Source organism: Dyella sp. S184 (genome assembly GCF_009766065.1).
Classification (GTDB): Bacteria; Pseudomonadota; Gammaproteobacteria; order Xanthomonadales; family Rhodanobacteraceae; genus Rhodanobacter.
Genome location: NZ_LMUE01000012.1, coordinates 149,836 through 163,803 on the forward strand (window position 1 = coordinate 149,836; position 13,968 = coordinate 163,803).

10 protein-coding genes, 1 pseudogene and 1 riboswitch are annotated in these 13,968 nt (G+C 63.5%); of the genes and pseudogenes, 5 read left to right on the forward strand and 6 right to left on the reverse strand.

The features are described from left to right. Position 1 precedes the first annotated feature (1 nt). Together GSQ75_RS16400 and GSQ75_RS16405 are read right to left on the reverse strand one after the other, a co-directional pair. On the reverse strand, positions 2 to 388 hold the full coding sequence (locus tag GSQ75_RS16400) for a BlaI/MecI/CopY family transcriptional regulator (RefSeq protein WP_158755956.1): 387 nt from the start codon (positions 386 to 388) through the stop codon (positions 2 to 4). Between the two features lie 128 nt (positions 389 to 516). After that, the gene (locus GSQ75_RS16405; RefSeq protein ID WP_158755957.1) at positions 517 to 1,563 is read right to left on the reverse strand and encodes a ribonucleotide-diphosphate reductase subunit beta; all 1,047 of its coding nucleotides are present in this window, start codon (positions 1,561 to 1,563) and stop codon (positions 517 to 519) included. Positions 1,564 to 1,575: 12 nt separating this feature from the next. Between GSQ75_RS16405 and GSQ75_RS16410 the strand changes: the two genes are divergently transcribed. Beyond that, positions 1,576 to 1,950, forward strand: coding sequence for a four helix bundle protein (locus GSQ75_RS16410; RefSeq protein ID WP_256369807.1), 375 nt, complete (start codon positions 1,576 to 1,578; stop codon positions 1,948 to 1,950). A gap of 57 nt (positions 1,951 to 2,007) precedes the next feature. Here the strand turns inward: GSQ75_RS16410 and GSQ75_RS16415 are convergent, their stop codons facing one another. Both GSQ75_RS16415 and glnK read right to left on the reverse strand, forming a co-directional pair. After that, positions 2,008 to 4,494 (reverse strand): ribonucleoside-diphosphate reductase subunit alpha, encoded by a 2,487-nt coding sequence (locus GSQ75_RS16415; RefSeq protein ID WP_158755959.1) that lies wholly within the window; start codon positions 4,492 to 4,494, stop codon positions 2,008 to 2,010. Between the two features lie 153 nt (positions 4,495 to 4,647). Next, positions 4,648 to 4,863, reverse strand: a riboswitch (cobalamin riboswitch). Positions 4,864 to 5,025: 162 nt separating this feature from the next. Further along, positions 5,026 to 5,364: a P-II family nitrogen regulator gene (glnK, locus tag GSQ75_RS16420; RefSeq protein ID WP_077440644.1), complete on the reverse strand. Its 339-nt coding sequence runs from the start codon at positions 5,362 to 5,364 to the stop codon at positions 5,026 to 5,028. A gap of 193 nt (positions 5,365 to 5,557) precedes the next feature. Between glnK and GSQ75_RS16425 the strand changes: the two genes are divergently transcribed. The 3 genes and pseudogenes from GSQ75_RS16425 (at position 5,558) to GSQ75_RS16435 (ending at position 9,786) form a co-directional block, all read left to right on the forward strand. Further along, a complete protein-coding gene (locus GSQ75_RS16425) occupies positions 5,558 to 5,812 on the forward strand; it encodes an accessory factor UbiK family protein (protein ID WP_158755960.1) in 255 nt (84 codons plus the stop codon). A 149-nt stretch (positions 5,813 to 5,961) separates the two neighbouring features. Then, positions 5,962 to 7,459, forward strand: a pseudogene (locus GSQ75_RS16430) (YifB family Mg chelatase-like AAA ATPase). Positions 7,460 to 7,968: 509 nt separating this feature from the next. Beyond that, positions 7,969 to 9,786 (forward strand): sodium:proton antiporter, encoded by a 1,818-nt coding sequence (locus tag GSQ75_RS16435; RefSeq protein ID WP_158755961.1) that lies wholly within the window; start codon positions 7,969 to 7,971, stop codon positions 9,784 to 9,786. 34 nt (positions 9,787 to 9,820) lie between these two features. On the opposite strand, the gene aceA is transcribed toward GSQ75_RS16435, so the two are convergent. Both aceA and aceB read right to left on the reverse strand, forming a co-directional pair. Beyond that, positions 9,821 to 11,122 (reverse strand): isocitrate lyase, encoded by a 1,302-nt coding sequence (gene aceA / locus GSQ75_RS16440; protein ID WP_158755962.1) that lies wholly within the window; start codon positions 11,120 to 11,122, stop codon positions 9,821 to 9,823. Between the two features lie 49 nt (positions 11,123 to 11,171). Next, entirely contained in the window at positions 11,172 to 12,800 is a 1,629-nt protein-coding gene (aceB, locus tag GSQ75_RS16445; RefSeq protein WP_158755963.1) for a malate synthase A, read from the reverse strand. Positions 12,801 to 12,923: 123 nt separating this feature from the next. Between aceB and GSQ75_RS16450 the strand changes: the two genes are divergently transcribed. Continuing rightward, positions 12,924 to 13,964, forward strand: a complete 1,041-nt coding sequence (locus GSQ75_RS16450) for a LysR family transcriptional regulator (protein ID WP_158755964.1) — start codon at positions 12,924 to 12,926, stop codon at positions 13,962 to 13,964. The last annotated feature ends 4 nt before the right edge of the window (positions 13,965 to 13,968 follow it).

Below are 13,968 nucleotides of genomic sequence, written 5' to 3' on the forward strand. Positions count from 1 at the left end.
CTCACGACTCCTTGCGCTTGGACTGCAGCTGCGTGACCAGCGCTTCCAACTGCGCCAGTTCGGTGTCGGAGACCTCGGCGTGCTCGGACATCCAGGCCACGAACGGCGAGACCGAACCGCTCAGCGTTTTCTCGACAAAGCTGCCGACGGCGCTGCGCATTGCCTCACCGGGCCCGGTGGCGGTGCTGTAGCGGTACATGCCCTTGACCTGCCGGCGCTTGAGATATCCCTTGCTGCGCAGGCGTTCCATCATGGTCAGCACGGTGGAGCGCGCCAGTCCGCGCGGCTCGCCGTAGCCGATGGCCACTTCACCTACCGAGGCATGGCCGCATTCGTCGATGTGATGCAGCAGCGCCAGTTCCTGGTCGCCTATGGTGGATTTGCGCATGGCCGGAGGTCCGCGTGACTACATATGTAGTCACGCTACGCCATGCTTACACGTGTAGTCAATAGGCCGGGCGGCACTCCCGGCGCTCGCTGCGTGGCACAGCCGGGCCAACCGGCGAACCAGGCGCGTCAGAACGCCACGTCGAACGCCACTTCCCCTTGCACGCCGACTTGATACGCCGACACCCGGCGCTCGAAGAAATTGGTCACTTCCTGTACGTCCTGCAGATCCATGAAGTCGAACGGGTTCTTCGCGCCGTACTTCTTCGGCATGTCGAGCTGGGCCAGGCGCTGGTCGGCGCAGTATTCGAGGTACTGGCGCATGTCCTTCACCGACAGGCCGACCACGCCGCCGGAGAGCACGTCCTCGGCGAACAGGGTTTCGCAGGCGATCGCGTCTTCCATCATCTGCTCGACCTGCGCGCGCATGGTGTCGTCGAACAGCTCGGGCTCCTGTTCGCGCACCGTGCGCACGACATCGAATGCGAAGGCCATGTGGCCGCTCTCGTCGCGGAACACCCAGTTGGTACCCGCGGCGAGGCCATGCAGCAGGCCGCGCGAGCGCAGGTAGTAGACGTAGGCGAATGCTGCATAGAAGAACAGGCCTTCGATGCAGGCGGCGAAGCAGATCAGGTTGAGCAGGAACTGCCGCCGCTGTTCGCGCGTTTCCAGTCGCTGCAGGCCCTGGATCGAATCGATCCACTTGAAGCAGAACTCGCCCTTGGCGCGGATCGAGGGGATGTTCTCGATCGCCGCGAACGCCTTGTTGCGCTCGGCCGGATCAGGAATATAGGTGTCGAGCAGGGTGAGGTAGAACTGCACATGCAGCGCCTCCTCGTACAGCTGGCGCGACAAATACATGCGTGCTTCGGGCGAATTGATGTGCTGATACAGATTCAGCACCAGGTTGTTCGACACGATGGTGTCGCCGGTGGCGAAGAACGCTACCAGGCGATGGATCAGGTGGCGATCGGCGGCGGACATCTTCGACGAGAGGTCGGCCGTGTCCATCGAGAAATCCACTTCCTCGACCGTCCAGGTGTTCTTGATCGCGTTGCGGTACATCTCGTAGAAACCGGGATAACGCATCGGGCGCAGGGTGAGCTCGAATCCCGGGTCGAGGAGCGAAGGAGAGAGTGAAGAGGAGTGAGAAGTGAGAGACGATGTTTCGGACATGGAGGTGTTCCTATGCATTATCGAGAGACGGTGGTCTGGAAGAGAGCCATGCAAGTCGCTCTGGAGGTCTATCGGCTCATGCGGTTCCTTCCGCGTGAAGAGACGTATGGCATGCGTGCGCAAATGACCCGGGCGGCGGTATCTGTGCCAAGCAATATTGCTGAAGGCTGGACTCGGGAGTCGAAGGCGGAGAAACGCCAATTCCTCACCATTGCGCAAGGCTCGCTTGCGGAATTGGAAACCCAGCTGACGCTGTGTGAAGAGATCGGTTGGATGGATGTTGCGCAAACGCATTCCCTTCGGGAATGCGTCGACGAAACCAGCCGCATGCTAACGACATTCCGCCAACGCCTGCGATCACAAGGCCGCCCTAGCAAAGAGGAGTGAGAAACGGGCTCTTTGCCTTCTCTCACTCCTCACTCCTCTTCATTCACTTCCTGCTCGTCACTGGCAAGCCTCGCAGTACTCGGGGTTTTCCAGCGAGCAGAACACCGCGGCATTGGCCTGCGCCTGATCCACGACCAGCACGGTCTTGTCCGTCGACACGGTGGTTTTGGTGATCTTGGTGGCGGGGCGCGAGCGCAGGTAATAGGTGGTCTTGATGCCGGCCTTCCATGCGTACATGTACATCGAGCTGAGCTGGCCGATGTTCGGGTTTTCCATGAACAGGTTCAGCGACTGGCTCTGGTCGATGTAGGCACCACGCGCGGCACCGAGTTCGATCAGTGCCTTCTGCGGCAGCTCCCACACCGTGCGATAGATCGCGCGCAGGCGTTCCGGAATCACGGTTATGCCCTGGATCGAGCCTTCCGCCAGTTTGATCGCGTCGCGAATTTCTGACGTCCACAGGCCGAGTGTCTTCAGTTCGTCGGCAAGGTAACGATTGACCTGCAGGAAATCGCCCGACAGCGTCTCGCGCTTGAACAGGTTGCTGACCTGCGGCTCGATGCACTCGTAGCAGCCGGCGATCGAGGCGATCGTGGCAGTCGGGGCAATCGCGATCAGCAAAGAGTTGCGCAGGCCATGTTGCTTGATGCGTTCGCGCAGCGCATCCCAGCGCGCGCTGTCTTGCGGCGTGGCATTCGGCCAGTAGTCGAACTGCAGTTCACCGTTCGCCGCGCGGCTCTCGGCGAAGCCCGGGTGTGCGCCTTCGACCGCGGCCAGTTCGGTCGACATCGACAGCGCGTGGAAATAGATCTCCTCGGCGATGCGGGTGGACAGTGCCAGCGCTTCGGTTGAATCGAACGGCAGCCGCAGTTTGAAGAACACGTCCTGTAGGCCCATCACGCCGAGACCAACCGGCCGCCACTTCATGTTGGCAGTACGCGCGGTGTTGATCGGATAGAAGTTGAGATCGATCACCCGGTTGAGCTGGCGCACGGCGGTACGCACGGTCGAGGCGAGCTGTTCGAAATCGAACGCGTAGCTTTCATCGGCGGCGCGGACCACGTGCCGCGCCAGGTTCACCGAGCCCAGATTGCACACGGCCGTTTCGCTGGCCGAGCTCACTTCGAGAATCTCGGTGCACAGGTTGGACAGGTGGATCACATTGTCGGGATGAGCGGTCTGGTTGCTGGTGGCGTTGCAGCGATCCTTGAACGTCATCCAGCCGTTGCCGGTCTGTGCCAGCGTGCGCATCATGCGGGCATACAACTCGCGCGCTTTCACCGTCTTCACGGCGAGGCCGTTCGCTTCGGCTTCGCGATAGGCGCGATCGAACGTCTCGCCCCAGCTGTCGACCAGATGAGGCATCACCTTCGGATCGAACAGCGACCAGTCGCCATCGCTTTCGACGCGGCGCATGAATTCGTCGGGAATCCAGTTCGCGATGTTGAGGTTATGCGCGCGACGTGCGTCATCGCCGGTGTTGTCGCGCAGCGCGAGAAAATCCTCGATGTCGGCGTGCCACGATTCGAGATACACGCAGGCCGCACCCTTGCGCTTGCCACCTTGGTTCACCGCGGCGACCGAGGCGTCCAGCGTCTTCAGCCACGGCAGCAGGCCATTCGAATGGCCGTTGGTACCCTTGATCAGCGAGCCACGCGAACGCACCCGCGAATAAGCCAGGCCGATGCCGCCGGCGAACTTGCTGAGCTTGGCGACGTCGGCGTACTTGTCGTAGATCGACTCCAGCGAGTCGAGCGGCGAGTCGAGCAGGTAACACGAGCTCAGCTGCTCGTGTGCGGTGCCGGCGTTGAACAGGGTGGGCGAGCTGGCGATGTATTCCAACGAGGACAGCAGCCGATAGAGTTCCAGCGTTTCGCCGATCTCGTTGCCGCCGAGCGCGCAGGCGATGCGCATGAAGAAATGCTGCGGCGTCTCGATCACGAAACGCAGCTGCGGATGGCGCAGCAGGTAACGGTCGTACACCGTGCGCAGACCGAAGTATTCGAAGCGGCGCGTGGCGAGCGGATCGATCGCGTCGTTCAACTTGCGTGCGTTGATGGCGACGAAGTCGCGCAGGCGCGCGTTGAGGATGCCCAGTTCCGCGCCGCGCGCGATCGACTGCGAGAAACTCTGGATTTCCTGGCCGCTCACTTCCTTGTCGATGTAGGCCCCGAGCAGGCGCGCGGCGAGCTGGCCGTACTCCGGCTCTTCAGCCGTCAATGCCGCGGCGGTGCGGATCGAAAGCTGGTCCAGCTCCTGGGTGGTGGCGCCGTCGTAAAGGCCGCCGATGGTCTTCAGCGCCACGCGCAGCGGGTCGACGCCATGCAGACCTTCGCTGCTGCGGGTCACCGCGCGCACGATCTTGTTGACGTCGACGGTTTCCTGGCCGCCGTTGCGCTTGGTCACGCGCATCTGGGCCGGGTTGTGCGGTGGGGTCAGGGCGAAGGTGTCGTCGGGTGACGCCGCTGCCTCGGTCACGGCTTCGGCGGGTGAATCGACGCGCGCGGCGGTGCGCTCGCGGGTAGCGGTGTTCTGAGGTTGCATGGCTATTGGCTCCCGGCATGGACATCAAACACCTGCTCCCGCGCGCAGGGCCTGAAGCGATGGATTCCGGGAACGGGTCACAGTGCAGGCGCCATGCGGCCTACTGCACTGCGACGTGCCTCCCCGCGGAAGCCGTCACTACGCACCGGGACACGTTCGTCCCGATGTGCCGGCAGGTCTTCGGACTTGCGGACATGGATCTTGCGATCCGCCTACTTGTCCCCGCTTCCCAGTCGTTGACGACCAGTGCATGTGGCGACGTTCGTTTCCGCTTTACCGCTGCGGGGCAGTTCCGGAATTACACCGGATTCCCTTTTAAGCCCGACCGACGATCGCGTCTGGACGGGCACCGACGGACACAACATATCGGGTGCACCGGGCAGGGTCAACCCAACAAGTTGTGCACAAGTCGGGGGATAAGCCGTGCGCGGCAAGGCGCGGCGCGGGCTGCCACGGGATTACTTTTTTTCGTGGCTTGAGGGTTACTGAGGGGCCGGAACCATCCGGCGCGTCAGGGTGCGCTGACAGGGATCAGAGCGCGTCGTGGTCCAGTTCGCCGGTGCGGATGCGGATCACCTGCTCCAGCGTGCTGACGAAAATCTTGCCGTCGCCGATCTTGCCGGTGCGGGCGGAGTGCTGGATTGCTTCCAGCACGCGATCGAGCTGGTCGTCGGCAATCGCCACTTCCAGCTTGATCTTGGGCAGGAAATCGACCACGTATTCGGCACCGCGGTACAGCTCGGTGTGGCCTTTCTGGCGACCGAAGCCTTTCACCTCGGTCACCGTCACGCCCTGCACGCCGACCTCAGCCAGCGCCTCGCGCACATCGTCCAGCTTGAATGGCTTGATGATCGCCACGACCAGCTTCATGGGTCTTCCTCAGTCGGCAGGCATCGACACGACAGGCGATGCAGAAGCGCATTCTGCCTGCCTGGCTTGGTGTTGTCGCCTGATAACGGTGTGTGTAGGACAATTCCTACAGTTTTTGACGGAGCGTACCGATGGCGTACTCACAATCCATTTATCTAGAATTCATTTCGACAAGCTTGAGGCGCTGTTCACGATGAACAGGCAGGATATCGATCAGATTGCCCTGCGACTTGTGTCGTTGGTACCGCCAGGACTGGCACAGGCGCAACAGGATTTGCGCGCCAACTTCCAGGATGTTCTGGCGCAGGGACTGCGCCGCCTCGATCTGGTCACCCGCGAAGAATTCGAAGTCCAGACACAGGTGCTGGCGCGTACCCGCGCCAAGGTCGACGAATTGGAGCGACGCGTGGCCGAACTTGAGGCTGCCGTAGCTGCCCGCGGGGGCTAGCAACAACCAACCTCCCGGGAGCCGCCCCCGATCCGTCACCCTCACCCCGAGAACGATCGGGGGCGGTTATTTATCCAGCACTGTCGATGGAGTCGCGTGATGTCCTTGCATATCAGCGACTCCTTCGTGCGTCAGCGGCCTGCGGTCGCATGAGTCTTGCCGTCACCCTCAGCCGCGCCCAGGAAGGGATCGCCGCGCCGCAGGTGATGGTGGAAGTGCACCTGTCCGGTGGCTTGCCGGCAACCAATATTGTCGGCCTGCCCGAAGCCGCGGTGCGCGAGGCGCGTGATCGCGTGCGCGTGGCGATCCAGAACACCGCTTTCGAATATCCCAACCGTCGGGTCACCGTGAATCTGGCGCCAGCCGAGCTGCCCAAGGATGGCGGTCGTTTCGACCTGTCGATTGCGCTGGGAATCCTCGCGGCCAGCGGTCAGGTGCCGCGCGAGAAACTGGATGACTGCGAATTCCTGGGTGAGCTGGCGCTGACCGGTTCGCTGCGCAGCGTCTCCGGTGTGTTGCCGGCGTTGCTGCGCGCGCGCGCGCGGTCGCCGCGTGGTGGTGCCGCGCGAGAATGCTGCCGAGGCCGCGCTGGTGCCGGATGTGGATGTGCGGGTGGCGGACACGCTGGCCGAAGTATGCGGCTGGCTGCGTGGCGCGCAGGAATTGTCCGCGCCGATCGGCATTCCCAGTGATGGCGGTGCTGACAGTGGCCCGGATTTGAGTGATGTGCGTGGCCAGCTGCAGGCGCGCCGTGCGCTGGAGATCACCGCCGTCGGGGGCCATCACCTGTTGCTGATGGGGCCGCCCGGCACCGGCAAGACCATGCTGGCCGAACGGCTGCCCGGCATCCTGCCGCCGTTGTCCGAATCGGAGGCGCTGGAAACCTGTTCGGTGCTGTCGGTGGCCGGGCAGGATACGGATCTTGCGCAATGGCGACGTCGGCCATTCCGCGCGCCGCACCATACTGCATCGGCGGTGGCCCTCGTTGAAGGTGGCTCGTACCCGCGCCCGGGCGAAATCTCGCTGGCGCACAACGGCGTGCTGTTCCTGGATGAGTTGCCGGAGTTCAGCCGGCACGTGCTGGAAGTGTTGCGCGAGCCGATGGAATCCGGCCACATCGTGATTTCGCGGGCGGCGCGACAGTCGACGTTCCCCGCACAGTTCCAGCTGGTCGCTGCGATGAATCCCTGTCCCTGTGGATACGTCGGCGATCCCCGTCAGCGCTGTCATTGCACGCCAGATCAGATCCAACGTTACCGCTCGCGCATTTCCGGCCCGCTGCTTGATCGCATCGATCTTTGCGTGGAAGTACCGCAGGTACCCCTGGCCGACCTGGGTTCAGCACGCAGTGTGCATGACGAGGATTCGGCTACCGTGCGTGCGCGCGTACTCAAGGCGCGGCGGCAGTCGCTGATGCGGGCGGGACGGCCGAACGCGGAAATCAGCACGCGCGAACTGGAGCGCGATTGCGCACTGGGTCCGGTCGAACGGCATTGGTTCGAGACGGCGCTGGAGCGGCTGGGCTTGTCCGCGCGCGCCTATCACCGCGTGCTGCGGGTCGCCCGCACGATTGCCGACCTTGATGGTGGTGCCGCTCTGCTTGAACGCGAGCATCTGGCCGAAGCACTGCAATACCGACGGTTCTGAATGGGCTGCCGGTCGTTGCGCGACTGGCGTTCACTGCGGTCGGCTGGACGTATCCACCGGCACATGTTCCGATAGCCGCCAGATATGCACAAATTCCTACTTCTTGTAATGTTGTTCGCACTAGCCAGCTGCGTAAATGCAGTGAAAATGTGCGGTCTTGAGGCATCTCCCGAGTGGAGGCAGCTTCGCGCGGCTCCGCCTGAGCAAGCTGAACTTATGAGGCTTATCAAAAGCAAAGAATCTCCATTTCCCTCATACGATCAGCACAATCACTACTGGTTTCAACGCGCGGACGGAGCACTCTTGTTATGCCGTCAAGATCCGCAGCCGTCCTCAGATCCGTGTAGCAGCGACGGTTGGCAGTTCACACATCACGGTTCCGCTTGGCAGGCTCAAAATAAATGGACTAACTTGTGTCCAATCGAATAATTCCGTGAGCGCATAACTACTCGTTCAAGGCGGACGCTTCGCCACCACTAAACTCCATCGATATTTTCCCAGGGATTGCGATGACTATCGAGCTCGGCCTGATGCTCGCCGGCATGCTGATGATCGGCTTCCTGTCGCAATGGCTGGCGTGGCGCGTGAAGCTGCCGGCGATCCTGTTCCTGCTGCTGGCCGGCATCGTGCTGGGGCCGGTCAGTGGCGTGCTCGATCCGGACAAGCTGCTGGGCGATCTGCTGTTCCCGATCGTGTCGCTGGCAGTGGCTCTGATCCTGTTCGAAGGCAGCCTCACTTTGCGCTTCCACGAGTTGCCGGGCATCGGCCACGTGGTACGCGGACTGGTCAGCTACGGCGCGGTGACCGCGCTGTTGCTGCTGGCGCTGGCGGCGCACTTCGTGGCTGGGCTGAGCTGGTCGATCGCCTTGCTGTTCGGTGCGCTGGCCTGCGTGACCGGGCCGACGGTGATTGCACCGATGCTGCGCACGCTGCGGCCAAATGCGCGCATCGCCAACACGTTGCGCTGGGAAGGCATCGTGATCGATCCGCTCGGCGCGCTGTTCGCGGTGCTGATCTTCGAGGCGATCGTGTCGCGCCAAGAAGGCCACACCATCGGCATCTTCATCGCCACGATCGGTTGCGGCACGGTGATCGGTGCGCTGAGTGCGTGGCTGACAGGATCCCTGCTGCGCCGACAAATGATTCCCGAATACCTGCAGAACTACGCGGTGCTGGCGGCGGTGCTGTTTGCCTTCAGTGTCTCCAACGTGATCACCCATGAATCGGGATTGCTGGCGGTGACCATCATGGGCATCGCGCTGGGCAATATGCGCGGCGTGCACATCGACGACATCCTCGACTTCAAGGAAAGCCTGACCACGGTGCTGGTGTCGGTGCTGTTCATCCTGTTGGCGGCGCGCCTGCACTGGCCGCTGCCGGACGGCATGCTGGGCGCCGGCATCGCGCTGTTTGTGATTGCCCAGTTGGTGGTGCGGCCGCTGACCGTGTTGCTGTCGAGTCTGGGCAGCGCACTGACCTGGCGCGAGCGCGCCCTAATCGGCTGGGTGGCGCCGCGCGGTATCGTGGCGGCGTCGGTGTCGGCGCTGTTTGCACTACGCCTCAATGCGCTGGGTGTGGCGGGTGCCGGAGCTCTGGTGCCGCTGGTCTTCATCCTGATCATCGGCACCGTGGTGTTGCAGAGCGCGACCGCGCGGCCGCTGGCGAAGTGGCTGAAGGTGGCCGAGCCGGAGCCGCGCGGCCTGTTGATCTTCGGTTCCGACGAGGTGGCGCGGGCGATCGGCAGGGCGCTGGACGAGGCGGGCTTTCGCGTAATGCTGGCCGATGATGACTGGGAAGGCATCCGCCGGGCGCGCATGGAGGGACTCACCACGTTCTTCGGCAACCCCGCCTCGCCGCATGCCGAGCGCCATCTGGATTTGACCGGGATCGGCCGGCTGCTGGCCGTGTCCACTCATCGCGAGCGCAATTCGCTGGCCTGCGTGCATTACCGGCAGGAGTTTGGCCGCGACAAGGTGTATCGGTTACGCAACCTGACGCCACAGGAAAGCACGGATCGAGCGGCCTTGTCCGGCACGCTGTTGGCGCCGCCGCTGTTCGACGAGGAGATGACCCACGGCCGTTTTGCCGAAATGCTCGGGCACGGCTGGCGCATCAAGACGACCCGGCTCAGTGCCACGTTTGACTGGCCGCACTTCATCGAGCAATACGGTTCGAATACGGTGCTGATGTTCGGGGTGGAGGAAAAGGGCGCGTTGCGCGTGGCCTCGACGAAGCGAGAGTTGGAACCGAAGCCGGGCTGGACGGTGATTGCGCTGGTGCCACCGGCATTGCCGGAAGCGAGCGTGGCTACGCCCGTTTCCGCCTGAGTGCACCGCCCTGCGGGCAGGGCGGCGCGTACTGTCAGCCGACCGCGTGCCGCGGCGCGAACTGTGCTTCCTCGGTCGAACCGGTCAGCGCGGTGGTCGAGGACTGGCCCTGCTGGATCGCCTGGGTCACCGCGTCGAAGTAACCGGTACCCACTTCGCGCTGATGCTTCACTGCGGTGAAGCCACGCTCGGCCGCAGCGAATTCCTTCTCCTGCAGTTCGACGAACGCGCTCATCTGACGGCGCGCGTAGCCGTGAGCCAGGTCGAACATGCCGTAGTTCAGGCTGTGGAAACCGGCCAGCGTGATGAACTGGAATTTGTAGCCCATCGCGCCCAGTTCCGTCTGGAACTTCGCGATGGTGGCGTCGTCCAGATTCTTCTTCCAGTTGAAGCTGGGTGAGCAGTTGTAGGCGAGCATCTTGCACGGGAATTTCGCGTGGATGGCCTCGGCGAACTTGCGTGCATCCTCCAGGTTCGGCTTGCTGGTCTCGCACCAGATCAGGTCGGCGTACGGCGCATAGGCGAGGCCGCGGCTGATCGCCTGGTCCAGGCCTGGATGCACGCGATAAAAGCCTTCGACGGTACGCTCGCCGGTGACGAAGGCCTTGTCGTTCTCGTCAATGTCGGAAGTGAGCAGGTCGGCGGCGTCGGCATCGGTGCGTGCTACCAGCAGGGTCGGCACGCCGGCGACGTCGGCGGCGAGGCGCGCGGCGTTCAGCTTGTCCACCGCTTCGCGCGTCGGCACCAGCACCTTGCCGCCCATGTGACCGCACTTCTTCACCGAGGCCAGCTGGTCCTCGAAGTGCACGCCGGCGGCACCGGCCTCGATCATCGCCTTCATCAGCTCGAATGCGTTCAGCACGCCACCGAAACCAGCCTCGGCGTCGGCCACGATCGGCACCAGCCAGTCCATGTCGTCCTTGCCCTCGGCGTGATGCAGCTGGTCGGCGCGCAGCAAGGTGTTGTTGATGCGCTTGACCACCAGTGGCACCGAGTTCGCCGGATACAGCGACTGGTCCGGATACATCTCGCCGGCGACGTTGGCGTCGGCCGCGACCTGCCAGCCGCTGAGGTAGATCGCCTGCAGGCCGGCCTTGACCTGCTGCATCGCCTGATTGCCGGTGAGGGCACCGAGCGCGTTGACGAAGTCTTCCTTGTGCAGCGACTTCCACAGTCGTTCGGCGCCGCGGCGTGCCAGCGAATGTTCGATGGCGACGGTGCCGCGCAGACGCACCACATCCTCGGCGGTGTAGTTGCGCTGGATGCCGGTCCAGCGGGTGTTGTTGTTCCAGTCCAGGGTGATCTGTTCGGCAGTGGGCAGCGTGGTGTTTTTCATGGCGTGGCTCCGTGGAATCGAAGGTGGTGCGAGGCTCGGCCGGCGGGCGTCAACCGAGCTGGTCGTAGGCAGGCAGGGTGAGGAAGTTGCCGAGCTGGTCGGCATGGGTCAGGGCAGACAGCAGGGCAGCGGCAGCATCGACGCGACGTGCGCCGGGTACATCGCTGTCGCGCAGGCGATGGGCATGTGCCGCGAGTGCGTGATCGAACAGAGCGAAGTCGATCGGTGCGTGGTCGGCGAACTCCAGCGGCCCCCCGGCCGGCGTCCCGTCGGCCGGAACGTCGGCATGGTGCAGCCACTGCCACAGCTGCGCGCGGGCGATCTCGGCAGTGGCGGCGTCTTCCATCAGGTGGTGGATCGGCACGCAGCCGAGGCCGCCCAGCCATGCCGCGGTGTAGCGCAGGCAGACTTCGACGTTGTTGTCGAAGCCGGCACGGCTGATGGTGCCGTTCGGCGCGACAAGCAACTGTTCGCGGCTCACCTGCACATCCGTGCGCAGCACATCGAGCTGGTTCGGTGTCGGCATGTACTGGTCGAAGATCTGCTGCGCCACCGGCACCAGTGCCGGATGCGCGACCCAGGTACCATCATGGCCGGCCTGCACCTCGCGCAGCTTGTCGGTACGCACCTTGGCCAGTGCAGCTTCGTTCGCAGCGTCATCGCCCTTGATCGGAATCTGCGCCGCCATGCCGCCCATCGCGAATGCGCCGCGGCGGTGGCAGGTCTGGATCAGGAGCTCCGAATACGCCTTCAGGAACGGCACGGTCATCAGCACTTGGCCGCGTTCCGGCAGCAGGCGGTCGCGATGGCCGCGCAGGGTTTTCAGATACGAGAAGATGTAATCCCAGCGACCGCAGTTGAGGCCGACGATGCGGCCACGCAACGCGTGCAGGATTTCGTGCATCTGGAACGCTGCTGGCAGCGTCTCGATCAGCACGGTGGCCTTCATGCAGCCGGTCGGCAGGTTCAGCTCGCTCTCGGCCAGCGCCATCACCTCGTCCCACAGCGCTGCTTCTTCCATCGCCTCCAGCTTGGGCAGGTAGAAGTACGGGCCGCGGTCGCGCGTCTGCAGAGCGTGGGCGTTGTGGAACACGAACAGGCCGAAATCGACCAGCGCGCCGGCCATCGGTTCGCCATCCACGCTGAGGTGCTTGTCGATCAGGTGCCAGCCGCGCGGGCGCACCACCAGCACGGCGGGATTGGCATTGACGCGGTAGTGCTTGCCTTCGGCCGTGGTGAGTTCGATCGTGCCGTTCACTGCGTCGCGCAGGTTGAGCTGGCCGTCGAGCTGGTTGGCGAAGGTCGGTGCCGAGGAATCCTCGAAGTCAGCCATGAACACCTTCGCGCCGGAGTTCAGCGCGTTGATGATCATCTTGCGCTCGACCGGGCCGGTGATCTCGACGCGGCGATCCTGCAGTGCCGCCGGAATTGGTGCCACGCGCCAGTCCGACTCGCGGATCGCGGCCGTGTCGGCACGGAAATCCGGCAGCTCGCCGGCGTCGTAACCCGCCTGGCGGACGCGTCGGGCCTGCAGCAGGCGCTGCCGTGTGGACTCGAACTGACGATGCAGTTGCGTCAGGAAACCCAGTGCGGCGGGCGTCAGGATGCTTTCGTAACCGCTGCGGTCGGCGTGGATCTCGATCGTGCCCGACTCGAGTCGTTCCCTGGGTACTGCCATGACTTCGCTCCGTTCTCTTGGGACTCCGAAGCTAGGTCACGAATCATGTGTTTGACAAAGTGAATGTTTCAATCATTCCTATGAGCGTTGACAATGTTATGTCTAACATATTGAATTGGAAACATGAAAAGACCGGTTGAATCGCTGAACAAACCCAAAAAAGTGCGCCGCAGCGCAACAAAAAAGCCGACCGGCGGCGAACCGGCGAATGAAAGCGGTGCCCGTTACTACTACAAAGGCAATCGCCACAAGCAGTTACGGGCATTTGTGACGGTGGTGAAACTGGGCACGCTGACCCGTGCCGCCGAAGCGTTGTACCTGTCGCAACCGACGATCAGCCTGCAGCTGCAGGCACTGGAACGGGAACTCGGGGTGAGCCTGGTCGAGCGTCGGCGCCGGCGCATCAACCTCACCAATGCCGGCGAGGCGCTGTATGAGCTGGCGCGGCCACTGGTCGAGGGCTGGGAAACCCTCGATCGCGACTTCCAGAGTCGGGTGCAGGGACTGCAGGGTGGCCGGCTGACCATCGCGGCCGGTACCTCGACCATCCAGTACCTGCTGCCCGAGCTGGTGCGTCGTTTTCGCGAGCGCTTTCCTGCCGTGCAGCTTCAGCTGGCCAATGTCACCGGCAAGGACGGCATGGCGCTGCTGCGTGCGGACGATGCCGACTTCGCGGTCGGCTCGATGCTGGACGTGCCGAACGACATCGCCTGGGCACCGGTGCATCACTACGACCCGATGCTGATCATGCCGCCGGATCATCCGCTGGCGGCGAAGGAGAAGATCACGCTGGAGGATCTGTCACCGTACGGGCTGATCCTGCCGCCGCAGCGCCTGTCCACTTACCGGCTGGTCGACCTGGTGTTCCAGCAGCGCCAGGTGCCGTACCACGTCGCGATCGAGGTGGGCGGCTGGGACGTGATCAAGGAATACGTGGCGATGGGCATGGGCATCTCGATCGTCACCGGCATCTGCATCACCGAGGCCGATCGTGGACGTCTGGCCGTGCGCAACATGAAGCAATACTTCCCGCAGCGCAGCTATGGCGTGGTTATGCGCAAGGGCAAGTTCCTCAGTGCGGAGGCGCGCGCCTTCATCGACCTGATTCGTCCCGGCCTGCTGACTCATCGCGATTACGACGAGTCCGGGCACTCGCAGCGCTGATGTG